We start from the raw sequence: 25,130 nt of genomic DNA on the forward strand, positions 1-25,130 counted from the left end.
GCCGATGAACGCGACGCAGGGGGTTGTGCAGATTCTGTCCGCGCCGTCCGCGATGTGCCCGCACATCGAATGGGCACTCGGCGCGGCATTCGGCGCGCCCGTGCAGCTGGCCTGGAAACCCCAGCCCGCCGAGCGCGCCAGCTACCGCGCCGAGTACGCCTGGCGCGGGCGGCCCGGCACCGCGACCGCGGTGGCCAGTGCCCTGAAACGGTGGCCGCGGCTGCGCTTCGAGGTGACCGAACAGGCCACCGCCACCTCCGAAGGCGAGCGGTACTCCTTCACGCCCAGCCTCGGCGTTTTCCACGCCACCATGGGGCTGCACGGCGACGTGCTCGTGCCCGAGGACCGGATCCGGCACGCGCTGGCCTGCACCCGCGGCGACGAGCGGGCGTTGCGCGCCGCGCTGGACGGTCTGCTCGGCGCCGACTGGGACGCCGAACTCGACGTGTTCCGCCAGGCCGCCGAGGGTGAACCGGTGCGCTGGCTGCACGAGGTCGGCTGAGCCGGGAGGATCACCCCGGGCGATTGTGCCCGAAACGCCGACGCGGCCACGGGTTTCGTGGTGTGATGAGCCCACCACACACGAGAGGCATTCATCATGGGCCGCGTCATCGTCCTGGGTTCGATCAACGTCGATCTGGAAACCCGAGTCGACGCCTATCCGCAGCCGGGCGAGAAGGTCATTGCGCGCTCGCTGGCCCGTCACGCGGGTGGCAAGGGTGCGAACCAGGCCGTCGCCGCGCGGGCGCAGGGCGCCGAGGTGATCATGGTCGGTGCGGTGGGCGACGACGAGGCCGGCAAGGCGTCGTTGAACCGGCTGCACGCGCGCGGGATCAAGCTTGAGGTGGATCGGGTGCCCCGCACGCCGACCGGGCATGCGATCGTGCTCGCCGACGGTCATTCCAACGCCATCGCGGTGGTCCCCGGCGCGAACGCGCTGGTCGATGCCCGTGCGCTGCGCGCGATCCGCGGGCTGGTTTCGGGCGACATCCTGCTCACCCAGCTGGAGACCCCCGCCGAGACGGTCGCCGAGGCCGCCCGCTACGCGCACCGCTACGGCGCCCGCGTGGTGATCAACCTGGCCCCGTACGCGGTGTTGCCCTCGGACGTGATCGAGATGGCCGATCCGCTGATCGTGCCCGAGGCCGACCTGGACGCCTTCCGGCAGACCGGCTCGACGCCGGCCTCGCTGGTCGTGCTGCGCGGCAAGGCGGGCGTCGAATGGGACGGCGTGCTGCACCCGGGCCCGATCGTGCCGGACGCCGACGTCGTCGACACCGTCGGTGCCAGCGATGCGCTGATCGGCACCTTGGTCGCCGCGCTCGTCCAGGGTTCGAGCCGCTCCGCGGCCGCGCGCCTGGGGCTGGAGGCCGCCGCCGAGAACGTCACCCGCTCCGGTTCCCAGCCCGACCCGCGCCTGTAGGCGTCCGCACCGCAGGCGTCCGCCACGCAGCTGGGCCGCGGGCAACGCACAGCGCCCGGCCCCCCACGTGGGGACCGGGCGCCTGTCTGCCAGGGATGGGTCAGGCGGTGGTGTTCGCCGTCGTCACCGCGACCGCGACATTGTGCCCGCCGAAGCCGAACGAGTTGTTCAGCGCGGCGAGATCGCCGGTGGCCGGCAGCGGGCGCGGCTTGTTGGCGGCCACGTCGATGTCGAGACCGTCGGAAGGATCGACCAGGTTGATCGTCGGCGGGATGATCCGCTCCTTGAGCGCCATCACGGTGGCGATGGTCTCCAGGGCGCCGGCGGCACCCAGCAGGTGACCGGTCATCGACTTGGTCGAGGTGACGATCACATTGTCGGCGGCCGAGCCGAGCGCGCGGCGGATCGAGCCAGCCTCGGTCATGTCGCCCTGCGGGGTCGAGGTGCCGTGCGCGTTGACGTGCACGATGTCGGAGGCCGACAGGCCGCTCTCGCGCAGCGCCTTCAGCATCGCCTGGGACTGGCCATGACCTGAGGGAGCAGGCTGCACGATGTCATGGTTGTCGTCGGAGATGCCCGCGCCGGCGATGGTGCCGTAGATACGCGCACCGCGCGCCTGGGCATGCTCCAGGGTCTCCAGCACCAGCAGCGCCGAGCCCTCCGACAGCACGAAGCCGTCGCGGCCCTTGTCCCACGGACGGGACGCGGCAGCCGGATCGTCGTTGCGCTTGGACAGCGCCTGCATCTGCGCGAACGCGGCGATCGGCAGCGGGTGGATGGTCGCCTCGGCGCCACCGGCCACGACGATGTCGGCACGCCCCAGGCGCAGCTGGTCGACGGCCAGCGAGATGGCCTCGTTCGACGACGCGCAGGCCGAGACCGGCGCGTGCACCGCGGCGGCCGCGTTGACGAGCAGGCCGACGTTGGCGGCCGAGGCGTTGGCCATCAGCATCGGGATGGTGAACGGGGTGACCCGGCGCGGGCCACGCTCCTTGTAGACGTCCCAGTTGCCCAGCAGCGTGTGCAGGCCGCCGATGCCGGTGCCGATGCACACGGCCAGGCGTTCGGGATCGATGGTGTTGTCGGCGCCCAGGCCGAGACCGGCGTCCGTCCAGGCCTCTTCGGCCGCGATCAGCGCCAGCTGCGCGTTGCGGTCGAGGCGGCGGGCCTTGACCCGGTCGATCTTCTCCGACGGGTCGACCTTCACGTAGCCGGCGATGCGCACGGCGAGGTCTTGGGCCCATGCTTCGGGGATCGAGATCACACCGGACTCCCCGGCGAGCATCGCCGACCAGGTGCTGGACAGGTCACCGCCCAGGGGCGTGGTCGCGCCCATGCCGGTGATGACGATTTGCTTCATCGAGACGTTCCTTCGGTGTGTGGATCGGTGCGAGCGATGGATTCGCCCAGGAAAGACAGCGGGTGAGGACGCCCGGGTGCTGACCCGGGCGTCCCGCAACGAATCAGGCGTGCTGTTCGATGTAGGCGACGGCGTCGCCGACGGTCTTGAGGTTCTTGCTCTCCTCGTCGGGGATGGTGACGCCGAACTTGTCCTCGCAGCCGACGATGATCTCGACCATGGCGAGGCTGTCGACGTCGAGGTCGTCGACGAAGGACTTGTCGAGCTGGACGTCCTCGACCGGCACGCCGGCGACGTCGTTGACGAGCTCGGCGAGCTGAGCGCGGATCTCTTCGGTGGTGGCCATTTCTTGCTCCTTTGTGGATGGGTCTTGGTCCATGCCGGCCACGGGTGGGCCGGATGTCTTAGGGGTGTGGGTCAGGGGACGATGATGACCTGGCCGGCGTACACCAGACCGGCGCCGAAGCCGATCATCAGGCAGGTGTCGCCGCTCTTGGCCTCGCCCGTCTCGATCAGCTCGGCGAGCGCGATCGGGATGGACGCGGCCGAGTTGTTGCCGTACTTCTTGATCGACCGCGCGACCGTGACGGTCTCGGGCAGCTTCAGGTGCCGCAGCATGGCGTCGGTGATCCGGTTGTTGGCCTGGTGGGGCACGAACAGGTCGAGTTCGTCCGCGGTGAGGCCGGACACCTCCAGCGTGCGCCGGGTGGCGTCGGCGATGAAGCCGGTCGCCCAGCGGAACACCTGCTGGCCGGCCATGGTGATGTGCGACGGCTTGCCCTCTTCGACGGCCTGCGGCCACGGGCGGGTCATGCTGATCACCTCGGCCTGATCGCCGTCGGAGCCCCACACCACCGGGCCCATCGCGGGGGTCTCGGAGGGACCGACCACCGCGGCCCCCGCGCCGTCGGCGAACAGGAAAGCGGTGCTGCGATCGTGCACGTCGGTGATCTCGCTGAGCGTCTCGGCGCCGATGACGACGACATGAGTCGCCGCACCCGAGCGGACCAGGGATTCGGCCTGGCCCAGCCCGTAACAGAAGCCGGCGCAGGCGGCGGCGATGTCGAACGCCGCGGCGTCGGCGCAGCCCAGCTTGGCGGCCACGATCGCGGCCAGCGACGGGGTCTGCACCATGTGACTGACGGTCGAGATGATCACCGCGTCGATGTCGGCCGGGGTGAGTCCGGCGGCGTCGATGGCCTTGCGGGCGGCGTCCAGCGACAGCGACTCGACGGTCTCGCCCTCACCCACCCAGCGGCGCTCGACGATGCCCGTGCGCTGCTGGATCCACTCGTCGGAGGACTCGATGTAGGTGCACATCTCGGCGTTGTCGACGACGCGAGAAGGGATCGCGGCGCCGATGCCCATCACACGCGCGTAGGCCGCGCCCTTGCTCGGGGTGAGTGCCATGTCAGGCCTCCTGGGTCTGGTCGGTCGAGGAGTGCTTCGCGCAGAACTCGCGAGCATCGTCCAGTTGGTCGGGGGTATTGAGGTTGAACACCTCGATACCGGCGAGGTTGCGCTTGGCGATGCCGGTCAGGGTGCCGGCCGGCGGCAGCTCGAGCAGGCCGGTCACGCCGAGATCGGCCAGCGCCTGCAGGCACAGATCCCAGCGGACCGGCGAGGTCACCTGGGCGATCAGGCGCTCGACGTATTCGGCGCCGGACGCCACGGCCTGCCCGTCGCGGTTGGACAGCAGCGTGATCGCCGGATCGTGCGCGGTCATCCCGGACGCCGCCGCGGCGACCCGGCGCCGGCCCGGTTCCATGTGATGGGTGTGGAAGGCGCCGGCCACCGACAGCGGGATGATCCGCGCCTTGGCGGGCGGGTTGGCTTTGAGCGCCTCGATCTGCTCGACGGTGCCGGCGGCGACGACCTGGCCCTTGCCGTTGTTGTTGGCGGCGGTGGCGCCGACGGCCTCGATGGCGGCCAGCACCTCGTCGGGCTCGCCGCGCAGCACGGCGGCCATCGTGGTCGGGGTGAGGGCGGACGCCTCGGCCATGCCCTGGGCGCGCTCGCGGACGAAGACCATCGCGTCGGCGCTGCTCAGCACGCCCACGCCGGCGGCGGCGGTGATCTCACCCACCGAGTGGCCGGCGGCCACGTCGGCGCCCGCGAAGGGAACCTCGGGGCCGGTGAGCGCCTCGGCGGCCAGCAGGCCGGCGGCGACCAGCAGCGGCTGCGCGATCGCGGTGTCGCGGATGGTCTCGGCGTCGGCTTGGGTGCCGTAGTGGACCAGGTCGATGCCCACCACCTCGGAGAGCTCCTTCAGCCGGGACGCGAACTGGGCGTCCTCCAGCCAAGGGGTGAGGAATCCGGGAGTCTGGGCGCCCTGCCCGGGCGCGACGATCGCTAGCACGCCTTCAATACTGGCGGTGGCCGGTGGGTGGGCGCGCCTTCACTGCTCACAGTGTTTCCGGACGCGGTTTGTGCGAGTCCTACAAACGCTGGTGGTCGCTAGTCGAGCAGGCGCCCGAGGGTTCCGGCCAGCCGGAGCACGTATCCGCCGCGTGGATCGGCGGGGGAGTAGCCGGTGATGTCCTCGATCCGGCTCAGCCGGTAGCGCACCGTATTGGCGTGGATGAACAAACGGCGCGCGGTCGCCTCGATGGAGGTGCCCGAGGCCCAATAGGCCTCCAGGGTCTGGATCAGGTCGCCGGAATGAGCGGCCAGTGGCCCGTAGATCTGGTGGGCGAGTTCGCGCCGGGCGTGACCGTCGCCAGCGAGGGCGCGTTCGGGCAGCAGCGCGCGGGCCGCAACTGGGCGGGGGGCGTCCGCCCAGGCGACGGCGGCTCGGCGGCCCGAGGTGGCCGCGCGGGCGCTCACCACGGCTTCGACCAGATCGCCGACCACCGGGCCGACCACGATCGGGCCGGTGCCGAAGGCGTCCGCCAAGCCCGCGACGAGGGCGAGCGCTTGATCCTCACCGGTGAAATCGCCGCCCATCAGCACCACCAGGCGCGGTCCCTGCGCCGCGGCGAGCACATCGAGCCCGGCGCGGGAGGCCTCGTTGCGCAGGTCGCGCAGCGCGGCCTCGTTGGGCGGCAGGTCGCCGATCACCACGCACAGGCCGGCCGGATGATGCCAGCCCAGCGTGGACGCCCGGGAGACCACCGACTCGTCGGCGTCGCCGCGCACCACGGCGTCCATCACCAGGGCCTCCAGGCGGGCGTCCCAGGCGCCGCGGGTCTCGGCGGCGCGGGCGTACACCTCGGCCGCGTCGAAGGCGATCTCGCGGCTGTACTGCAGCACGGCCATGGTCAGCACCGGCCGGTCGTTGCGGGGCAGCACGGTGTGGATCTGCTGCTCGACGGTCTCGACGGTGGTGCGGATCAGGTCGACGGTCTGCTGCAGTGCCAGCTGGCGCATCAGCGAGCGCGGTGCGGAGGCGAAGATATTGGGCTGCTCGACCCCGCCTGCGCCGTCGCGGAACCAGGACACGAAGCCGTCCACGCCGGCGCGCACGACCAGGGTGACCGAGGCGCGGTTGTCGGCGTCCAGGTCGGAGAACCAGGGGTGACGCTGAGTGATCTGGGCGAGCGCGGCGGTGGTGATCGACGCGGACGCCGCCGCCAGCCGTTTGGTCATTGCGGCGTGGGCCCGGGCCCCCGGCAGCCAGTCCGGCGTCTGATCGCGCATGCGAACCTCCTTGTTCTGCGCACTCTAGCGAGGTTGCCGATTAGCCTGGGCCGATGAACGACCAGCCCTTGGGCCCGATCGCTGCCCTGCGCGAAGTCGCCCGGCTGCTGGAACGCCACGGCGGCCAGACCCGGCGAGCGCAGGCGTTCCGGCGCGCCGCCGACACACTGGCGGGGTTGGACGCCGCGGAGCGGGCCGGCATCGATGCCCGCCGGGCTTGGCGGGACTTGCCCGGGATCGGCGCCACCACGGCGCGGGTGATCGCCGAGGCGCACGACGGCCGGCTGCCCGGCTATCTCGCCGAACTCCAGGCCGCGGACGGCCCGCTGGTGCCCGGGCCCACCCCGCTGCTGGCCCGGATCCGCGGAGACCTGCACACCCACACGCACTGGTCGGATGGGTCCAGCCCGATCGAGGAGATGGCGCTGGAGGCGGTCAGGCTCGGCCGCGAATGGCTCGCGATCACCGACCACAGCCCGCGGCTGCGCATCGCCAACGGGCTCGACACCACGCGGCGGCTGGCGCAGCTGGCCCGCATCCGCGCGGTGGACGCCGCCCTGGACGGGTTCACCCTGCTGGCCGGGGCCGAGGTCGACATCCTCGACGACGGCGCGCTCGACGGTGAGGCGTCCGCGCTCGACCCGCTGGACGTGGTGGTGGCCAGCGTGCACTCCAAGCTGGCGATGGAGCCCGACGCGATGACGGTGCGGATGGTGACCGCGATCGCGAACCCGCGCACGAACGTGCTCGGCCACTGCACCGGACGTCTGGTCGCCGGGGATCGCGGCACCCGCGCGCAGAGCTGCTTCGACGCCGAGGTGGTCTTCGAGGCCTGCCGCCAGTTCGGCGTCGCGGTCGAGATCAACTCCCGTCCCGAGCGGTGCGACCCGCCCGACGACCTGCTGCGCCTGGCCGCCGAGATGGGCTGCCTGTTCGCGATCGACACCGACGCGCATGCTCCCGGCCAGCTCGGCTTCAGCGAGTACGGGGCCGCGCGGGCGGCGTCCGTGGGGCTGACCGCGGAGCGGATCGTGACCTGCTGGGATGCCGGATGGGTGCGTGACTGGGCGCGCCGTGGGCGCTGACGTATACCGCCGAGCGGGCGGGGGGCTAGTATCGCCGTGAGTCCCCGGCGCGCAGTACCTCGCGCCTGCCGAGCACCCGGTCTTGAGAAAGGACACTCCGTGGCACCTCGCGACACCGCAGGCCCCATTTTGAACGGCCTCCCGACGAACCTGCCCGACATCGATTCCGAGGAGACAGCGGAGTGGCTGGATTCGCTGGACGGGATGATCGACCAGCAAGGCCGCAACCGGGCCCGCTACATCATGCTCAAGCTGCTGGAGCGTTCGCGTGAGCGGCACCTGGGCGTCCCGTCGCTGACGGCCACCGACTACGTCAACACGATCCCTGCCGAGGACGAGCCGTGGTACCCCGGCGATCGCGACCTCGAGCGCAAGTTCCGCCGCCTAGTGCGCTGGAACGCCGCGGTGATGGTGCACCGGGCGCAGCGTCCCGGCATCGGTGTCGGCGGCCACATCTCGTCGTACGCCTCCTCGGCGACGCTGTACGAGGTGGGCTTCAACCACTTCTTCCGCGGCAAGGATCACGCCGGCGGCGGTGACCAGATCTTCTACCAGGGCCACACCAGCCCCGGCATGTACGCCCGCGCCTTCCTGGAGGGACGCCTCGACGAGAACGACCTCGACGGCTTCCGCCAGGAGAAGAGCTATTCCGTCGACGGCCAGCTGCGCGGCATCCCGAGCTACCCGCACCCGCGCCAGATGCCGGACTTCTGGGAGTTCCCGACCGTGTCGATGGGCCTGGGCCCGATCAACGCGATCTGGCAGGCGCACTACAACAAGTACCTGCACAACCGCGGCCTGAAGGACACCAGCCAGCAGCACGTGTGGGCCTTCCTCGGCGACGGCGAGATGGACGAGGTGGAAAGCCGCGGCGCGCTGCAGCTGGCCGCCTTCGAGGAGCTCGACAACCTCACCTTCGTGGTCAACTGCAACCTGCAGCGCCTGGACGGCCCGGTGCGTGGCAACGGCAAGATCATGCAGGAGCTGGAGTCGTTCTTCCGCGGCGCCGGCTGGAACGTGATCAAGGTCGTCTGGGGCAGCGGCTGGGATCCGCTGCTGGCCGCCGACAAGGACGGCGCCCTGGTCAACCTGATGAACTCCACCCCGGATGGCGACTACCAGACGTTCCGCGCGAACGACGGCGCCTACGTGCGCGACCACTTCTTCCAGCGCGACCCGCGCACCGCGAAGATGGTCGAGGACTGGGATGCCGACAAGATCTGGCAGCTCACCCGCGGCGGCCACGACTACCGCAAGGTGCACGCCGCCTATGACGCGGCGATGAAGTTCACCGGCGCGCCGACGGTCATCCTGGCCCACACCATCAAGGGTTACTTCCTCGGCCAGCACTTCGCCGGCCGCAACGCGACCCACCAGATGAAGAAGCTGGCGCTGGATGATCTCAAGCAGTTCCGCGATCGCCTCGACATGCCGGTCTCGGACGCCCAGCTGGAAGCGAACCCGTACCAGCCGCCGTACATCCGCCCGGACGCCTCCGACGACCGGATCGCCTACGCGCTGGAGCGCCGCCGCAACCTCGGTGGCGGCATCCCGTCGCGCCGCAACAATCCCGCGCCGCTGAACCTGCCCGGCGAGAAGGCCTACGCCTCGGTCAAGAAGGGCTCGGGCAACCAGCAGGTCGCCACCACGATGGCCTGGGTGCGCCTGCTGAAGGATCTGCTGCGCGACAAGGAGTTCGGCGCCCACGTGGTGCCGATCATTCCCGACGAGGCACGCACCTTCGGCATGGACTCGCTGTTCCCGACCATCAAGATCTACAGCCCGCACGGCCAGAACTACACGCCGGTGGACCACGACCTGATGCTGTCCTACCGCGAGTCGAAGCAGGGCCAGATCATCCACACCGGCATCAACGAGGCCGGCTCGGTGGCGTCCTTCACCGCGGTCGGTTCGTCGTACGCCACGCACGGCATTCCGATGATCCCGGTCTACATCTTCTACTCGATGTTCGGTTTCCAGCGGACGGCCGACGCGATCTGGGCGGCCGCCGACCAGCTGTGCCGCGGCTTCATGATCGGCGCCACCGCGGGCCGTACCACGCTGACCGGTGAGGGCACCCAGCACATGGACGGGCACAGCCCGGTCCTGGCGGCCACCAACCCGGCGGTCGTCCAGTACGACCCGGCCTACGGCTACGAGATCGCCCACATCATGCAGGACGGCCTGGAGCGCATGTACGGCGCGAACCCCGAGGACGTCATCTACTACCTGACGGTCTACAACGAGCCCTACGTGCAGCCCCGCCAGCCCGAGAACGTGGACGTCGAAGGCATCAAGAAGGGCCTGTACCTGCTCGCCTCCGGCAGCTACGAAGGGGTCAACCCGGACGCCCGCCGCGTCCAGCTGCTGGCCTCCGGCGTCGGCGTCCCGTGGGCGCTGGAAGCGCAGCGCCTGCTGCACGACGACTGGGGCGTGGTCGCCGACGTGTGGTCGGTCACCTCGTGGACCGAGCTGCGCCGCGACGCCCTGGCCAACGACGAGGCCAAGTTCCTGCATCCCGAGCAGGATCACGGCGACCCGTGGATCGTGCAGAAGCTCAAGGACGCCCCCGGGCCCGTGATCGCCACCTCGGACTACATGCGCCAGGTGCCCGACCAGATCGCCCAGTGGGTGCCCGGAGACTTCGCCTCGCTCGGTGCGGACGGCTTCGGCTTCTCCGACACCCGCGCGGCCGCGCGCCGGTTCTTCCACATCGACGGCCCGTCGATGGTGGTGCGTGCGCTGCAGATGCTGGCCGGACGCGGCGAGATCGACCCGACCTGGCCCCGCCAGGCGGCCGAGAAGTACCGCCTGCTGGACGTCGCCGCCGGTGCCTCGGGCAGCGCCGGGGGCGACGACTGAGCCACGGATGTCTGAACGCCGGGGCGCGCGAGACCACGAATGTCACGTGGATTCTCGCGCGCCTCGGCGTCTTTCTGGCACGCTTGTGCCTGATGAGCGACGAAACAGCACAGGAGGTGTCGACAGTGGGCAGCACGCCGGTGCCCGGTAAGCGGGGCGCAGGGCCGAGCGTGGCAGGCATGGGCTTGGAGCCCGGCCACGTGGTGCAGGAACTCGGCTGGGACACCGACGTCGACGAGGACTTCCGCGAAGCCCTCATGGACGTCATCGATGCCGACCTGGTCGAAGACCCCCTCGAAGCCGTGGACGCGGTGCTGCTGTGGTGGCGTTCCGACGACGGTGACGTCGGTGACGGCCTGGTCGATTCGCTGCGCGACCTGTCCAGCACCGGCCACATCTGGCTGATGACCCCCAAGGTCGGACGCGACGGTTACGTCGACCCCGCCGACATCAACGAGGGCGCCGTCACCGCCGGTCTCGTGGTCGCCAGCCCCGTGCCCGTGTGTGCCGACTGGCAGGCGCTCAAGATCGTCCGCCCGCGCGCCGGACGCCGCTGAGACATCCCCTCCGCCCGGCCGCTACCATGGTCCGCCGGGGCGCATAGCTCAGTTGGTCAGAGCACCTCCCTTACAAGGAGGGGGTCGGGGGTTCGAGCCCCTCTGCGCCCACCGTAGTCAGAGCACATTTCCGGACGCCGTCACGGCGATCCGACAGCTGACGGAAGTCGCGAAAGACCTCGGGCAGAGGCGCGAACGGTCACCCTACGCTCAGTCTTCCGTATCGTCATCCCGTCCGAGGGCCCGCAGAATGTACGAAAGAGTCTCCCGCGCTTTCTCCAATTGACGGCCATAGGCGGCGGGGTTCGCCTCGGCCAGCAGCCGGCGCAAGTCGAGGGCTTCCTTTGCGGGGGCGAGTGCTTCGTCGCGCCGGCCGACCTCACCCAGCCGGATGGCGTAGTTGTTCAACGACATGGCGAGGTCGGGGAGGTAGGCGGCGGGGTTCGCCTCGGCCAGCAGCCGGCGCAAGTCGAGGGCTTCCTTTGCGGGGGCGAGTGCTTCGTCGCGCCGGCCGACCTCAGCCAACGAGATGGCGTAGTTGTTCAACGACATGGCGAGGTCGGGGAGGTAGGCGGCGGGGTTCGCCTCGGCCAGCAGCCGGCGCAAGTCGAGGGCTTCCTTTGCGGGGGCGAGTGCTTCGTCGCGTCGGCCGACCTCAGCCAACGAGATGGCGTAGTTGTTCAACGACCCGGCGAGGCGGGGGAGGTAGGCGGCGGGGTTCGCCTCGGCCAGCAGCCGGCGCAAATCGAGGGCTTCCTTTGCGGGGGCGAGTGCTTCGTCGCGTCGGCCGACGTCAGCCAGCCGGATGGCGTAGTTGTGCAACGACCCGGCGAGGTCGGGGAGGTAGGCGGCGGGGTTCGCCTCGGCCAGCAGCCGGCGCAAATCGAGGGCTTCCTTTGCGGGGGCGAGTGCTTCGTCGCGTCGGCCGACGTCAGCCAACGAGATGGCGTAGTTGTGCACGGCTTCCGCTCTGAGTGCTGGGTTCGTTCTCTCCTTGGTGGCGTCGACGGCGGCGCGGTCGACCACTAGGCAGAGGGGCAACAGCACCCGGTTCCCCAAACCGAACCCGCGGGACACTTTGACGAGCAACTCAGGCTGGCACGAGACCCCGATTGCTTCGACCAGCCTGGCCAGAGCCTCAATGAAAGGTAACGCGGCCGAGGATTCAGACTCGGAGTCCGCTAGGTATCGGCATTGCGCACTGAGCGGCAATAGCACCTCCTCAAGCAGACTCTGGACCACCTGGGCCAGGTCCTCGTGATCGACACAGGCGCGGCTGAGGACGCGCAGCGGGCGCACCAGCATCTGTGGCGTCCGCTCCGGTGAGATCACAGCCCCGACCAGATCCGGCAGCGACGTGAGCTGTTTGGCCACCACGTACTCGCCCAGCCGGTCAGGAAGCAGGTGGCCCCACCGGCCCTCCTCGGAGGGGTACACCTGGCACAGCCAACGGTCTGCCTTTCGACGCTGCAATGCGTTCAAGTAATCCACACCGTCGAGTAGCGTTATCGCTTCTGGCTCGTCAGCGTCGGTCAGGGTCGCCAGTGCTACAAGTGGCTCTAGGTCGGGTGCGTCCAAATCGAGATTGATCGTTGACAGTTTCGCCGTCCGCTCCCAGTAGTTGGCCTCGTGTTCCAAGACGCCCTCGAACAACTCCTGAGGACTCGTGGCCAAGGTGGGTTGTCCGACCGCGGACAAGTAGGCAGCCATAGCGATGTTCAACGGCTGCGCATAGGCCGGGCTCTCCAAGACGAGGGCGCCAGCCGAGGGATCAACAGCCGGCCGGAGGCCGAGATAGGCGGGGAGTGTCGCGACTGCATCATCGAACAGTTGCTGGCGCTCATCGAGGCTGAGGGGATCGTCGTTCAGCAGTACGCACTCGGCCATGTCGATGAGTCCCGCCGCCCGTTCGTCGCGGGGCCGGACGGCTCCACGCCACGGCTCGGGATCATCTCGTGTCGGTTCCGCACCGGTGATGCTGCGAGCCGGGTTGCGTACCAACAACAACACCCGCACGGGCGCCACGGACGTTCCGGCATCGACGAGATGCTTCACTACCTCCTCGATGTCTGTCACACGGGTTTCTGCGTAGTCGAGCACCACCAGCCGTCCGCTCGGCGAACTCGCCAGCGCAGGGAGGGCTGCGTCGGAATTCAGGAAGCCAGCGTGTGAGTACCCGTGCGGCGTATCCAGCAGCTGGCGGCACAACTCGACCGCGAGCCTGCTCTTGCCGCTGCCGCCGCTTCCACCGATGATTCGGATATCGAAGGCGTCCGGAGCGTCGGCCCACGCCACGAGGTTCTCAAGCAGGCCGCCACGATCCACGAACGGGAACGCCCCGAGGACGGTCGCAGCAACCGCGATGGCTCAATTGCACGCCCCGTGGGGGTCACTGGCCTGTTCAAGGCCAGCACAGGACCGGCCAGCAGTTGCACCGTCTCGGCTGGGATCTGCTCCAACCGCGCTTGCACATTCCGGACTTGCTCGGCCAGGTTCGCCAGGTCGTCCAACTGGACCGAGGCAGCCAGCTTGGCGAAGTCGTCCGATTCCGCCGCCATCGTCACGAGGTGAGCCACCGTCGCGTTCAGGATGACATCGAACACCGCCTGCGCTGGCTCGTTCTGGAGCAAGGCCCGCTCGCGGCTCGCGATGTCTGCCAGCAACGCGTGTAGATGGTCCTGGTTTCGGATCGCCGCGCGACGCTGCTCGCCAGCAGGTGCTGTTTGGAGAACCCGGGCCACGGCCTGATCGGCCGACGACACATCGCCTTGGTCCGCAGCGGCGTACTCGCGATGCGCGAGACGGCCCTCGATCGCCCGTTGCAGCGTCGCCTGGTGCCGGCCGGGTTTGGTCAGTGCGGCGAGGCGGTCCCACAACTGCACACCGGTGCCTACGAAAGCGGGAAGTCCCGCGCCACCGACGAGTTGAAGCACGAAGTTGCCCGCGGCGAGCGCCGTGTAGGCCACCTTGATCACGGCCACGAAGGAACCTCCTGCTGATGTGTTCAGGCCTGGGGCGGGGCTTCCGCCAGCGACAGACTGTTTCCGTTTGGGTCGATGATCGTGACGTGTCGTACGTCGTTGTCGTAGGTCTCGACGGGCTCGTGCTCGAGTCCCGCCTCGCGCCAGCGGAGCAGGTACGGTTCGATGCTGTCCAGGCCCAGGGTGACCAGGCCACCACCGGCACGTTCGTCATCGGTCACGATGAACAGCCACGTGCTCGCGCTGACCTGCCACATCGCCTCATCCCCGACGATCTCGTCGGCCGGGCGACCGAAGAACACCGCATACCAGGTGAGCGCCGCGGCAAGGTCACGGACGGGAAGTCCCGCAAAGATCTGCGCATCGGTGGACATGCCACGGAGTCTATCGACGTTCTTGGACTGGCAACCGGCAAGTGCTTCGCGAGGCGTGAGCCTCGCCACGTCGAGTCCCTCAGCTTCCGCCGTGCCATGTCAGGCGCGGTGTGCGGCGTCCGCCTTTCGGGGTGAGCGCCGTTGCGCCCAGTCTGGACTGTGCGGAGCAACTCGCCGGCTGGGGCGGGCGAATCGCGGTCATCTCGCCTGCGGAACTGCGAACCGAACTGCACCGCATTGGCACCGAACTCGTGTCCTACTTCGGACCTGGCTGACGCGTCACGGATATGAGAAGAATTGGGTCCGACTACCAACCCGATTCTTCTCTTACGCGGAGGTCCCTTCATCGTGGTCAGGCAGAACGTGTGGCGCCGCCGTCGATGAAGTAGTTGGCGCCGGTGATGTTTGCGGCGCGATCCGAGAGCAGGAAGCAGATCAGGTCGGCGACCTCGCCGGGCTCGGAGAGGCGTCCGGTGAGCATGCCGACATGGGCGGGCGCTCCCGCGACGACGGCCTCGGCGACGTTGTAGGCCAGAGGCGGACCGTCGGGCTTGCGCGCTCCGATCGATGACACGTTGACGATCGCGCCCCCGTTGATCGCGAGCAGCGGCAGCGCTGCCCGGGTCGTCCGGACCGCCGACATGAGATTGGTCGCCCAGGCGTCCTCCCAAGCTGCGTCGTCGAGGTGGGCGAACGGTGCCAGGCTCAGACATGCTCCGCCGCCCACGTTGTTGACCAGCAACAACTTGCGGCATCTTCGGGTCTGGCGATCTGTTCGTCACCCACGCTGATGGCCACGTGAGCATCCCAGCCTGTAAGGGCTGGGATAATGTCGTTTTCAGGCGCCTCGCCGACTCGATCTCACGTAAGGGCCAAGATGTGGTCTTTATGGGAGGGGGTGGAGGTCTTCATAAAGACAACATCTTGGCCCTAAGGGCTCAGCGCCCCGAGGACTCGTCTGAAAACGACAATTAGTTGGTCCTTGCGGTTCGAGAGCCGCTTGCTGGGGCAGTCACGGTTGCCGGCGCCGACTGCGACGGTCGTGAAGCGGGTTCGACGTGGCGCGCGAGGCCGGCCGCCGGGCACAGAGGGCGTCCTCAGCATCATGAGCGGGAGGTGCGTTCTCGAGGTGAACGTCGTGATTCGCGCGGTGCCGGGCCAACGTGGGGCGGCCTGACGAGCCGCGGAAGGTGGGACCGTCTCGTAACCTGCCGCTCATATTCTCTCCAGTAGTCTGCTGACGTCGGCGCGAGCGCGCCGGCACGGTCATCGCGGTGGGGAGGCTGCATGCGAACGATCGATTGGGTCGATGGCGCCATCGAACTTGTTGACCAGACGCTGCTTCCGCACCGGCTTGAGATGCGCCGGGTCACCCAACTGCCTGATCTGATCAACGACATCCAGCGTCTCGCCGTGCGGGGTGCGCCCGCGCTCGGGGTGGCCGGTGCGCTCGGGGTTGCTCTCATCGCAGCGGACGCCCAGCGCGCGGCCGGCGACGGCGTCGGCGACCTCGACGAGGTGCGCAGGCAGGCGACACTTCTGCGCGAGGCCCGACCGACCGCGGTCAACCTGTCCTGGGGTGTCGACCGGGCCCTGACGGCGCTGAACGAGGGCGCCGACGCGGTGCTCGCCGAGGCCCTCACCATCCGCGACGAGGACATCGCCGCCTGCGTCTCGATGGGGCTGATCGGTGCCGAACTCACCAAAGAGCTCACCGGCAAGGATCCGGTACGCGTCATGACGATCTGCAACACCGGCGGCCTGGCCACCGTCGAGCGCGGCACCGCGCTGGGCGTCATCCAGACCCTGTTCGAGCAGGGATCCCTCGAAGAAGCCTTCCCGCTGGAGACCCGGCCGCTCCTGCAAGGCGCCCGCCTCACCGCGTGGGAGTTGCAGCGGATGGGCGCACCGTTCCGCCTGGTTGCCGACTCCGCGGGTCCGTTCTTGCTGTCGCGGGGCATCGCGGACGCGGTGTTCATCGGTGCCGACCGGATCGCGGCCAACGGCGATTCGGCCAACAAGATCGGCTCCTTCTCCCTCGCGCTGGCCGCCCGGCACGCCGGCGTCCCCTTCATCGTGGTCGCGCCCGAATCGACCATCGACATGTCCACCGCCGGCGGCGCGGACATCGAGATCGAGGATCGCGGATCGGCCGAAGTCACGGGTTTCGGTGGCACGCGCACCGCACCCGAGGGCACCGAGGCGGTCAACCCGGCCTTCGATGTCACCCCTCACGAACTCATCACGGCGATCGTCACCGAACGCCGGGTGATCCTGCTCCAAGCAGGCCAGACCTTGCGGGACACCCCGCTGGGCGAGTTGCGCGGTTGAACCCACGCCGAAAGGAACCCACCATGTTCGTCACGAAGCGCCGCGTCCGCGCGGCAGTCGTCGCAGGCGCGATGTCGACCGCGCTCCTTCTCACCGCCTGCTCGGGCGCCCCCGCCACGAACGGCGGAAGCAGCGCGTCACCCAAGACCGGCGGTCCGGCGTTCATCTACATCACCAGCGATCCGATCGGCCAGAACGAATTCCTCAAGTCGGGCAAGACCGGCATCGAGAACGTCGCCAAGCAGTTGGGCGGCACCTCGAAGACCTTCGAGTCGAAGGACGACGCGACGCGCAGCTCCAACCTGCAGGCCGCCATCGACGAGGCGCCCGCGGTGATCGTGATGCTGGGATTCCAGTTCGGCGACGTCGCCAAGGATGCCGCGGCGCAGAACCCGCAGCAGAAGTTCGTGCTCATCGACACCTTCGTCGAAGGGGCGTCCGACAACCTCTACCAGGCCACCTTCCGCGAGCAGGAGCCGTCCTACCTGCTCGGTGTCGAGGCGGGCCTGCTCACCAAGGCCAACAAGGCGGGCTCGGTCGTCTCGCTCGACATCCCGCTGCTCGCGAAGTACTCCGAGGGCTTCGCCGAGGGCGCGAAGAGCGTGAACGCGGGCATCGCCATCGAGGGCCCGCAGGTGATCGGTGGCGACAATCCGTTCGCCGACCCGGCCCGCGGCAAGGAGCAGGCGCTCGCCTTCGCAGCGACCGGCGTCGACCACGTCTTCGCGGTGGGTGCGGCCTCGAATGGCGGCATCATGGAGGCCGCGTCCGAGAAGGGCTTCTTCGCCTACGGGGTGGACGCCAACCAGTGCCCGATGGCGCCGGGTTCGGTGATGGACGGCACCGTCAAGGCGGTCGACAAGGTCGTGGAGACCCTCGTCAATGAGATCGTGGCTAACAAGAGCGTGAACGAGGCGACCAAGTCCTTCGGCCTGAAGGAACAGGGCATGAACATCGTCAGCCTCACCGACGGCGCCGCCGATTCCAAGTGCGTGGTCATGGAGCATAAAGAGGTGCTTGACAAGGTGAAGCAGGTCCGCGACGACATCGTCAGCGGCAAGGTCACCGTCACCGAACCGACCGCCTGAGTCGTGGTCAGGAAGCGGCCCAGGTGGATGACCTGGGCCGCTTTCGCCTTTTCACCCCCTGACAGCCCGAGCCCGGCAGACCAGAGCAGTCGCGACTGGTCGCCGGCGCCAGATATCAAGGAGCACCATGGTCGCTGAGATCGAGATGCGCGGGATCACCAAGCGCTTCCCGGGCGTCCTCGCCGACGACAACGTCGATTTCACCGTCGAGCACGGCGAGGTGCACGCCCTGATGGGCGAGAACGGCGCAGGCAAGTCGATCCTGATGTCGATCCTCGCCGGCGTGCACCAACCCGACGAGGGCGAGATCTGGATCCGGGGTGAGCGGCGCAGCTTCTCCTCACCTCTGGACGCGATCGATGCCGGCATCGGCATGGTGTTCCAGTCCTTCAAACTCTTCCCCTCGCTGACCGTCGCCGAGAACGTGGTGTTCCGCAGCGAACCGACCAAGCGGGGCCTCATCGACCGCAAGGCGGCCAACGCGCGGGTCGCCGCGATTGCCGGACAATACGGCCTACAGATCGACCCGGCCGCGCGCGTCGACAGCGTGCCGGTCGGCGTCCTGCAGCGCGTCGAAATCGTCAAGGCGCTCTACCGCGAGGCGTCCGTACTCATCCTCGATGAGCCCACCGCGGTGCTGACCCCGCAAGAGACCGAGCGACTGTTCGAGGTGCTCCGCGCGCTGAAGGCGGACGGCCGCACGATCATCCTGATCACCCACAAGCTGAACGAGGTGATGGCGATCTCCGACCGTGTCACGGTGCTGCGGGACGGCCGCAAGGTCGCCGAACTCGTCACAGCCGAGAGCAGCCCGGCCGAGATCACCCGGCACATGACCGGACGCGACGTGGACCTGTCGACACCACCACCGGCGCGGGCCCCGGGTGGGACGGCGTTCGACGTGCGCGGGCTGACGGTAGCCGGCAGCGGCGGACGCCCAACGGTCGAGGATGCCAGCCTGTTCGTCCGGGAAGGCGAGATCGTCGGGATCGCGGGCGTGGCCGGTAACGGGCAGGTCGAACTCGCCGAAGCCGTCATCGGGATGCGCAAGGTCAGCGCGGGCACGGTGGCGGTGCGCGGGGTCGATCTCAGCCGCGCCTCGATCGCGCAGCGCCGCGACGGCGGGATCGCCTACGTTCCCGAAGACCGGCATTCGGTCGGTTCGGCGGGCGCCGCCGACGCGATCGACAATCTCGCGCTCGGCCACCACCGCAGCGCACCCATCCTGGTGCGGGGACTGCTGTCGCGCGGCGCGATGCTCGATCACGCCAAGCGGCTCATCGCCCGCTTCGGGGTGAAGATCGCCGGCCCGCAGACACCCGTCGGCACGCTGTCGGGCGGCAACCTGCAGAAGGTCGTCGTCGCCCGCGAACTCGACTACGGCTCACCGGTGCTGATCGCCGAGCAGCCCACCCGCGGTGTCGACATCGGCGCCATCGAGTCGATCCACCGCGAACTGTGCGCCTACCGGGACGGCGGCGGCGCTCTGCTGCTCATCTCGGCCGAACTCAGCGAGATCCTGTCGCTGTCGGCGCGCATCCTGGTCATGTTCGAGGGCCGCATCGTCGCCGAGGTGCCGCGCGCCGACGCGAGCGAAGCCCTGCTCGGCCTCTACATGGCCGGGCACGAACCCGAAGCACGGCACCGGCCCGGAACCTTCGCTGCCTTGGAGGCCACCTCATGACTGACTCCTCACGCGCCGGGTCGGCGCTGGGCGCCGCCGGCCGTTTCATCGCCGGTCCCATCGTCGTCTCGGTCGTCCTCGCTCTGTTCATCGGCGCCGGCTTCATGCTCATCGCAGGCGTCGATCCGCTCAGCGGCTATGCGGCGATGCTGCGCGGATCCTTCGGCTCCGGCCCGGGATTCGCCAACACCCTGGTCCGGGCCATCCCGATCATCGGCATCGGCCTCGCCATCGCGATCGCGTTCCGGGCCGGCGTCCTCAACCTCGGCACCGAAGGCCAGGCCGGACTGGGTGCGCTCGCCGGCGGCATCGTCGCCATCTACGCACCCCTGCCCGGACCGCTCGCGCTGCTGTGCGGCGTCCTCATCGGTGTGGTGGTGGGCGCGCTGTGGGGCTTGCTGGCCGCCCTGCTGCAGAACCTGTTGGGCGTCCCGATCCTGCTGTCGACGCTGCTGCTGAACTATCCGGCCCGCTACTTCTCCTCGTGGTTCATCCGGTTCCGGCTCGATGAGCCGACCTCCGACCTGGTCGCGAGCGAGCAGATCCGGCCCGAGGCGCAACTGGGCGTGCTGGTGCCGCGCAACTCCGGGGTGGCCGCCTCGCTGCGCGACAGCCTCGGCGCGCAGCATCCGATCACCGCCGTATTGACCGGTGTGAACTGGTCGCTGGTCGTCCTCATCCTCGTGATCGCCGCGGTGATGTTCATGAACCGCCGCACCAAGTACGGCTTCGAGTCGGGGCTCTCGGGCCTGAATCCCGAGTTCGTCCGTTACGGCGGCGTCAAGCCCGGGCCGCTGGTCACGCGCACCATGCTGCTGTCCGGCGGACTGGCGGGACTGTTCGGCACCCTGCTCATCGTCGGTGCGCCGAACACCCGCCTGATCGAGGGGTATTTCGTCGGCACCAACTATGCCTGGACGGCGCTGCTGGTCACCTTGCTGGCCGTGTATCGCCCGATCGGTACCGCGATCGCCGGGCTGTTCTTCGGGGCCATCATGGTCGGCAGCGATGCGATGGGCCGCGAACTCGGGCTGTCCCCGCAGATCGCGGGCGTGATCCAGGCGGTCGTCATCATCCTGCTGGCCTACCGGGTGGCATTGCCGATCCGGGCGCGCAAGCGGCGAGCGGACGCCGGCCCACCGGATGCACCGGTCCTGCAACCGTCCGCCCAACCCGGCGCCGAGAAGGAGGGGGAGCGATGAACATCCTCACGCTGATCGACCAGGACATGATCTCCTCCATCCTGCGCGCGCTGATCCCGATCCTGCTCGCGGCGCTCGGCGGCATGCTCTGCGAGCGCGTCGGCGTCTTCAACATCGGCCTGGAAGGAATGATCCTGGTCGGGGCGTTCTCCGCCGTCGCGGCGTCCTACTTCACCAGCAACTGGATCGCCGGGGCGTTGGCCGGAATGGCCGCGGGTGCGGTGTTCTCGCTGATCCTGGCGGCGGGCGCGGTGTACCGGGGCGGCGACCCGATCGTGCTCGCCATCGCGATGAACATCCTTGCCATCGGGACGACCAGCTTCCTGCTGGTGGCGATCTTCGGCGTCCAAGGTGTGTTCTCCGACCCGAGGATCGCCGGCATTCCGGTCTGGCGCATCCCGGTGCTCGCCGACATTCCGTGGCTGGGCCGGCTGTTCGCGCTCACCCCGCTCGGCTACCTCGCGCTGCTGCTGGTGCCCCTCGCCTGGGTGGTGCTGTTCCGGACGCCGCTCGGCCTGCGGCTGCGCGGCGTCGGTGAACGTCCGCTGGCCGCTGCCACGCTGGGGGTGAGCCCGCGGCGCTACCAGCTGTGGGCGATCGTCGCCTCGGGCGCGCTCTCGGGCCTCGGTGGTGCGCAACTGGCGCTCGGCAATGTGGTGCAGTTCACCGAGAACATGTCCTCGGGGCGCGGCTGGATCGCCGTCGTCGCGGTCATGCTCGCCCGGGCCCATCCGGTCGGCGTGCTCGGCGCCGCGCTGCTGTTCGGCTTCGCGGACGCCCTCGGCTTCCGGTTGCAGTCCTTCGGCCTGCCGCAGCAACTGACCGACGCCGGACCCTACGTGATCACCCTGCTGGTGCTGATTCTGCTGAGCCGCCGCTTCCGGCAGACACGCGTCGCGCAGGTGGCGTGATGGCGGGGCTTCCGGCCGAGGCCGCGCGCTGGGCGGAGCGGCTCGGGCTCGCACCTCTCGAGTACGAGGGCGGGCTGTTCCGCCGGATGCACATCGATGAGCATTCCAGCGCGATCTACTACCTGCTGGCGCAGCCCGACTTCTCCGCGCTGCACGCCTTGTCGTCGGTCGAGGTCTATCACTGGTACGCCGGATCGGCGCTGCGGTTGCTGCTGCTTCATCCCGACGGCCGGAGCGAGGAGGCGTTGCTCGGGCCGAACCTGGACGCCGGTGAGCTGCCGCAGTGCGTGGTGCCGGCCGGGGTGATGCACGGCTCCGCGCCGGTCGGGGAGTGGTGCCTCGTCGGCACCACGATGGCGCCCCCGTTCGAGTGGGAGGGCTTCGTGCTCGGTGAGCGGGACGCGCTGCGGCAGCGCTACCCGGACGCCGCGGGCCGCATCGCCGAACTCACCCGCTGAGCGCCGACCCGCTGAGCGCCGACCCGATGATGCGCGCCGCCTCGGGGAAGGCCCCCGGGTTGGGACCGGAGTAGTTGAGGCGGAGATACCGGCCGGTGGGCTCGGCGGGGAACCAGTCGTCGCCGGCGGCGATGATGACGCCTTCGGCCTCGCAGTCGCGGGTGAGCCGGGGCAGATCGGTGTGATCGGGCAGCCGGAGCCACAGGTTGAGGCCACCGCGCGGGACCGCGTCCAGGTGCGCGGCGGGCGCATGTTCTGCGATCGCGGCGGCGAGAAGATCGCGGCGGGAGGCGAGCTGGCCGCGGAGCGCACGCAGATGGGTCCGCCAGGCCGGATGCGTGACGACATCGAGGGCGGCCGCCTGAAGCAGACCGCTGACGTACATCGCTTCGGCCTGGGTATCGGCGAGGATGCGATCGCGGGCCGGGCCGCGCGCGATCAGTCCCGCCACCCGGATCGAGGGCGACACGCTCTTGGTGAGCGAGCGGAGGTAGACCACATGACCGCTGTCGTCGCGCGCGGCGAGCGGAGCGGCGTCCGCATCGATACCGAAGTCGTGCGCCCAGTCGTCCTCGATCAGGAATGCACCATGACGACGGACGGCCGCGAGCACCCGCTCGGCCACCGCCGCCGGCCAGAGCGCGCCGGTGGGGTTGGTGAAGCTCGGCTGGGCGTAGAACGCTCGCGCGCCGGTGCGAGCGAAGGCGCGGTCGACATCGCCGGGATCGGGGCCGTGCGGTCCCGACGGCACGGGCACGAGCCGGACGCCGACCTGCGCGGCGGCCAGGATCGCGCCCCAATAGCTCGGCGACTCGATGAGAACGGGATTTCCCGGACCGACGAGGGTGCGGAACAGGCTGCTCAGCCCGCTTTGGCTGCCGGGCAGAACGATGACGTCGCTGGCGGCCGGCGAACTCACCCCGGCCGGCGCCGCCGCGCCGAGTTCGGCGGCGAACCAGGACCGGAGTTCGGGAAGCCCGGCCGCGGGCGACCGGCTCAGTGCGGCGTCCCCGCGGGAGGCGCGGGCCAGCGCCGTCCGGACCAGTCGTTCGGGCAGCAACTCCTTGTCGGGGTAGCCGGAATGCAGCGCGATCGCGTCCTGGGGCGCGGTGCGCATCGCCGGCGAGATGTGCGGCAGCCGGTGTCGTGGCGCGCCGAGCGCGGACGTCTGCCAGCCGTAGTCGTGCGGACGGGCCGTGCGCGGTGCGCACACGAAGGTGCCCACGCCGGGGCGGGACTCCACCACGCCTTGACCGATCAGCGTGCGCAGCGCCTTCTGCACGGTGACCGGGCTGGCGCCGTGCTCGGCGACCAGCGACCGGGTCGACGGTAGCTGCGCGCCCGCGGGCGCGCTCGCGATCCAGTCGCGGAGCGCGGTCACGATCCGATCACTGCTACTGTTATTCATGTCGATAGATGATACCGCTACTCATCGAATGGTGCGGCCGCTACCAGGCGCTCGTGCGGGTCTGGTGTGGGGGCTGCTCGGCGTCATCGCCTTCTCCTTCACGGTTCCCTTCACGCGCATCGCGGTCGGGAACGGGCACATGTCGCCGCTGTTCGTCGGCTCCGGACGCGCGGTCATCGCGGCGCTGCTCGCTGCGGCCGCCCTTGTGCTCACCCGGCAGAGACCGCCGCGCGGCCGGCAATGGCTTCAACTCGTCGTCGTCGCCGGTGGCGTGGTGGCCGGGTTCCCGCTGCTCACCTCGTTCGCGCTCACCACCACGCCAGCGAGCCATGGAGCCGTGGTGATCGCGCTGCTCCCCGCGGCGACCGCGGTGTGTGCGGTGCTGCGGACCGGTGAGCGCCCGGCGCGCTCCTTCTGGGTCGCTGCCACCTTCGGCGCGCTCGCGGCCATCGTCTTCGCGACCGTGCAGGGCGGCGGTTTCGGCGGGCTGCATGCCGCCGACCTGCTGCTGTTCGCCGCGGTGATCGTGTGCGGGATCGGGTACGCCGAGGGCGGGCTGCTCTCTCGTTCGCTCGGGTCCTGGCAGACGATCTCGTGGGCGCTGGTGCTCGCCTCGCCGGTGATGATCCTGCTGGCCGGCGTCGCGGTGGCGCGGCAGCCGGTCACCGCCACCCCGGTCGAATGGGGCGCGTTCGGCTATCTCGCCGTGGTGAGCATGTTCCTCGGATTCTTCGCCTGGTACCGCGGCCTGGCCATCGGGCCGATGGCGCAGGTCAGCCAGGTGCAATTGTCCCAGCCGGTGATGACGCTCCTCTGGGCGGCGCTGCTGCTGGGCGAGCACATCGGCTGGCAGACCATGGTCGGCGGCATCGCGGTCGTCGGCTGCGCACTACTGGCCGTTCGCGCCCGCAATGGTGCCTCACGACCGCTCGCTACTTCCGTCGAAGCGGGATGATGCCCACCTGTTCACGGACGGAGTCAGGAGACGAGCACCTCGAGTGCCGCGTCGAGGGCGGCGTCCACCGCGCGGGTGACGATCTCGCGGTAGGGGTCGTAACCGTCCATCGACTCGTCTTTCTTGGCGAGCGGATTGCCGTCGATCGCGAACAGGGCGGCGGCCTCGGCTCCGTGCAGGGCGGCGATGACGAAGAGCGCGGCGGCCTCCATCTCGACGGCGACGGCTCCCGCGCGCTGCCACAGCGGCAGGTCAACCCCGACGATGACGTCGCTGGGATAGAACATGTCGCCGGTGACCACCACACCGCTGCGCACGGTGAGGCCGCTGCGGGCGGCGGCGTCCTCAAGCGCGAGCGTCAGGCGTGGCGTGGCCAGCGCGGGAAACTCGGTCGGGACCAGCTGATGGCTGACCCCGTCGGCGCGGATGGCGCCGGTGGCGACCACGACGGCGCCGTCGAGGATGTCGGGCTGCATGCCGCCGGCCGTCCCCGAGCGGATCAGGCGGGTGACACCGGCCCGGCACAACTCCTCGAAGCACACTGCCGCCCCGGCCGCGCCGACGCCGTGCGAGGCGATCGTTACCGGGACGCCGCGATAGGTTCCGGCGAAGACGTGGTACTCGCGGTTGCCGCTGAGCTGCCGCACATCGTCCAGGCGCTCGGACGCCCGCGCCGCGCGGGCCGGATCGCCGACCACGAGCGCGCGCTTGGGCAGATCGCTTACGCGAGCGCGCAGCAGGGGCAGTTCGGCGTCATCGGGAAGTCGCACGGGAGGCATGAGCGTCGCTCTTCTCTGGTGGGGAATGGTCGG

23 protein-coding genes and 1 tRNA gene are annotated in these 25,130 nt (G+C 69.5%); 13 read left to right on the forward strand and 11 right to left on the reverse strand.

The genetic code is table 11. From position 1 onward, the window contains the following. The first annotated feature begins 4 nt into the window (after positions 1 to 4). Both QM708_RS15420 and QM708_RS15425 read left to right on the forward strand, forming a co-directional pair. Positions 5 to 502: a DUF3145 domain-containing protein gene (locus QM708_RS15420; RefSeq protein ID WP_415110533.1), complete on the forward strand. Its 498-nt coding sequence runs from the start codon at positions 5 to 7 to the stop codon at positions 500 to 502. 96 nt (positions 503 to 598) lie between these two features. Continuing rightward, a complete protein-coding gene (locus QM708_RS15425) occupies positions 599 to 1,423 on the forward strand; it encodes a PfkB family carbohydrate kinase (RefSeq protein ID WP_415110536.1) in 825 nt (274 codons plus the stop codon). A 100-nt stretch (positions 1,424 to 1,523) separates the two neighbouring features. Here the strand turns inward: QM708_RS15425 and fabF are convergent, their stop codons facing one another. From fabF to QM708_RS15450, 5 genes are all read right to left on the reverse strand, one after another. Then, positions 1,524 to 2,783, reverse strand: coding sequence for a beta-ketoacyl-ACP synthase II (gene fabF / locus QM708_RS15430; protein WP_415110539.1), 1,260 nt, complete (start codon positions 2,781 to 2,783; stop codon positions 1,524 to 1,526). A gap of 103 nt (positions 2,784 to 2,886) precedes the next feature. Beyond that, on the reverse strand, positions 2,887 to 3,129 hold the full coding sequence (locus QM708_RS15435; protein WP_415110542.1) for an acyl carrier protein: 243 nt from the start codon (positions 3,127 to 3,129) through the stop codon (positions 2,887 to 2,889). Between the two features lie 71 nt (positions 3,130 to 3,200). Beyond that, positions 3,201 to 4,193: a beta-ketoacyl-ACP synthase III gene (locus QM708_RS15440; RefSeq protein ID WP_415110545.1), complete on the reverse strand. Its 993-nt coding sequence runs from the start codon at positions 4,191 to 4,193 to the stop codon at positions 3,201 to 3,203. A gap of 1 nt (position 4,194) precedes the next feature. Continuing rightward, positions 4,195 to 5,142 carry an ACP S-malonyltransferase gene (locus QM708_RS15445; RefSeq protein WP_415110548.1) on the reverse strand — a complete coding sequence of 316 codons (948 nt, stop codon included), beginning with the start codon at positions 5,140 to 5,142 and terminating at the stop codon, positions 4,195 to 4,197. A gap of 98 nt (positions 5,143 to 5,240) precedes the next feature. After that, a complete protein-coding gene (locus tag QM708_RS15450) occupies positions 5,241 to 6,422 on the reverse strand; it encodes a PucR family transcriptional regulator (protein WP_415110551.1) in 1,182 nt (393 codons plus the stop codon). 53 nt (positions 6,423 to 6,475) lie between these two features. Between QM708_RS15450 and QM708_RS15455 the strand changes: the two genes are divergently transcribed. The 4 genes from QM708_RS15455 to QM708_RS15470 all read left to right on the forward strand — a co-directional run bounded on the left by QM708_RS15455 (position 6,476) and on the right by QM708_RS15470 (position 11,037). Then, complete coding sequence (locus tag QM708_RS15455) at positions 6,476 to 7,507, forward strand: PHP domain-containing protein (protein ID WP_415110554.1); 1,032 nt, start codon at positions 6,476 to 6,478, stop codon at positions 7,505 to 7,507. 99 nt (positions 7,508 to 7,606) lie between these two features. After that, positions 7,607 to 10,369, forward strand: a complete 2,763-nt coding sequence (gene aceE, locus QM708_RS15460; protein WP_415110557.1) for a pyruvate dehydrogenase (acetyl-transferring), homodimeric type — start codon at positions 7,607 to 7,609, stop codon at positions 10,367 to 10,369. A gap of 179 nt (positions 10,370 to 10,548) precedes the next feature. Further along, on the forward strand, positions 10,549 to 10,926 hold the full coding sequence (locus tag QM708_RS15465) for a DUF3052 domain-containing protein (RefSeq protein WP_415111476.1): 378 nt from the start codon (positions 10,549 to 10,551) through the stop codon (positions 10,924 to 10,926). 37 nt (positions 10,927 to 10,963) lie between these two features. Beyond that, positions 10,964 to 11,037: transfer RNA gene (locus tag QM708_RS15470), tRNA-Val, on the forward strand. Between the two features lie 99 nt (positions 11,038 to 11,136). On the opposite strand, the gene QM708_RS15475 is transcribed toward QM708_RS15470, so the two are convergent. The 4 genes from QM708_RS15475 to QM708_RS15490 all read right to left on the reverse strand — a co-directional run bounded on the left by QM708_RS15475 (position 11,137) and on the right by QM708_RS15490 (position 15,026). Beyond that, positions 11,137 to 12,813 (reverse strand): tetratricopeptide repeat protein, encoded by a 1,677-nt coding sequence (locus tag QM708_RS15475; protein WP_415111479.1) that lies wholly within the window; start codon positions 12,811 to 12,813, stop codon positions 11,137 to 11,139. Positions 12,814 to 13,079: 266 nt separating this feature from the next. Next, entirely contained in the window at positions 13,080 to 13,907 is an 828-nt protein-coding gene (locus tag QM708_RS15480) for a hypothetical protein (protein WP_415110560.1), read from the reverse strand. Positions 13,908 to 13,930: 23 nt separating this feature from the next. Beyond that, complete coding sequence (locus QM708_RS15485; protein ID WP_415110563.1) at positions 13,931 to 14,281, reverse strand: VOC family protein; 351 nt, start codon at positions 14,279 to 14,281, stop codon at positions 13,931 to 13,933. Between the two features lie 352 nt (positions 14,282 to 14,633). Further along, positions 14,634 to 15,026: an SDR family oxidoreductase gene (locus QM708_RS15490; protein WP_415110565.1), complete on the reverse strand. Its 393-nt coding sequence runs from the start codon at positions 15,024 to 15,026 to the stop codon at positions 14,634 to 14,636. Positions 15,027 to 15,568: 542 nt separating this feature from the next. Here QM708_RS15490 and mtnA point away from each other — a divergent pair. From mtnA to QM708_RS15520, 6 genes are all read left to right on the forward strand, one after another. Then, positions 15,569 to 16,612, forward strand: a complete 1,044-nt coding sequence (mtnA, locus tag QM708_RS15495) for an S-methyl-5-thioribose-1-phosphate isomerase (protein WP_415110568.1) — start codon at positions 15,569 to 15,571, stop codon at positions 16,610 to 16,612. Positions 16,613 to 16,635: 23 nt separating this feature from the next. Beyond that, on the forward strand, positions 16,636 to 17,700 hold the full coding sequence (locus QM708_RS15500; protein WP_415110571.1) for a BMP family ABC transporter substrate-binding protein: 1,065 nt from the start codon (positions 16,636 to 16,638) through the stop codon (positions 17,698 to 17,700). 127 nt (positions 17,701 to 17,827) lie between these two features. Next, the gene (locus QM708_RS15505; RefSeq protein WP_415110574.1) at positions 17,828 to 19,384 is read left to right on the forward strand and encodes an ABC transporter ATP-binding protein; all 1,557 of its coding nucleotides are present in this window, start codon (positions 17,828 to 17,830) and stop codon (positions 19,382 to 19,384) included. Beyond that, a complete protein-coding gene (locus tag QM708_RS15510) occupies positions 19,381 to 20,586 on the forward strand; it encodes an ABC transporter permease (protein WP_415110577.1) in 1,206 nt (401 codons plus the stop codon). Before QM708_RS15505 ends, QM708_RS15510 begins: the two co-directional genes overlap by 4 nt. Then, positions 20,583 to 21,497: an ABC transporter permease gene (locus QM708_RS15515; RefSeq protein WP_415110580.1), complete on the forward strand. Its 915-nt coding sequence runs from the start codon at positions 20,583 to 20,585 to the stop codon at positions 21,495 to 21,497. Before QM708_RS15510 ends, QM708_RS15515 begins: the two co-directional genes overlap by 4 nt. Then, a complete protein-coding gene (locus tag QM708_RS15520; RefSeq protein ID WP_415110583.1) occupies positions 21,497 to 21,955 on the forward strand; it encodes a cupin domain-containing protein in 459 nt (152 codons plus the stop codon). Before QM708_RS15515 ends, QM708_RS15520 begins: the two co-directional genes overlap by 1 nt. Here the strand turns inward: QM708_RS15520 and QM708_RS15525 are convergent. Then, a complete protein-coding gene (locus QM708_RS15525; protein ID WP_415110586.1) occupies positions 21,945 to 23,363 on the reverse strand; it encodes a PLP-dependent aminotransferase family protein in 1,419 nt (472 codons plus the stop codon). The genes QM708_RS15520 and QM708_RS15525 overlap by 11 nt on opposite strands. A gap of 31 nt (positions 23,364 to 23,394) precedes the next feature. Between QM708_RS15525 and QM708_RS15530 the strand changes: the two genes are divergently transcribed. Beyond that, positions 23,395 to 24,318, forward strand: coding sequence for a DMT family transporter (locus QM708_RS15530; RefSeq protein WP_415110588.1), 924 nt, complete (start codon positions 23,395 to 23,397; stop codon positions 24,316 to 24,318). Between the two features lie 23 nt (positions 24,319 to 24,341). Here QM708_RS15530 and QM708_RS15535 read toward each other — a convergent pair whose 3' ends face one another. Then, entirely contained in the window at positions 24,342 to 25,097 is a 756-nt protein-coding gene (locus tag QM708_RS15535) for a purine-nucleoside phosphorylase (protein ID WP_415110590.1), read from the reverse strand. Positions 25,098 to 25,130 lie beyond the last annotated feature (33 nt).

Source organism: Propioniciclava sp., assembly GCF_047602245.1.
Lineage (GTDB): Bacteria > Actinomycetota > Actinomycetes > Propionibacteriales > Propionibacteriaceae > Propioniciclava.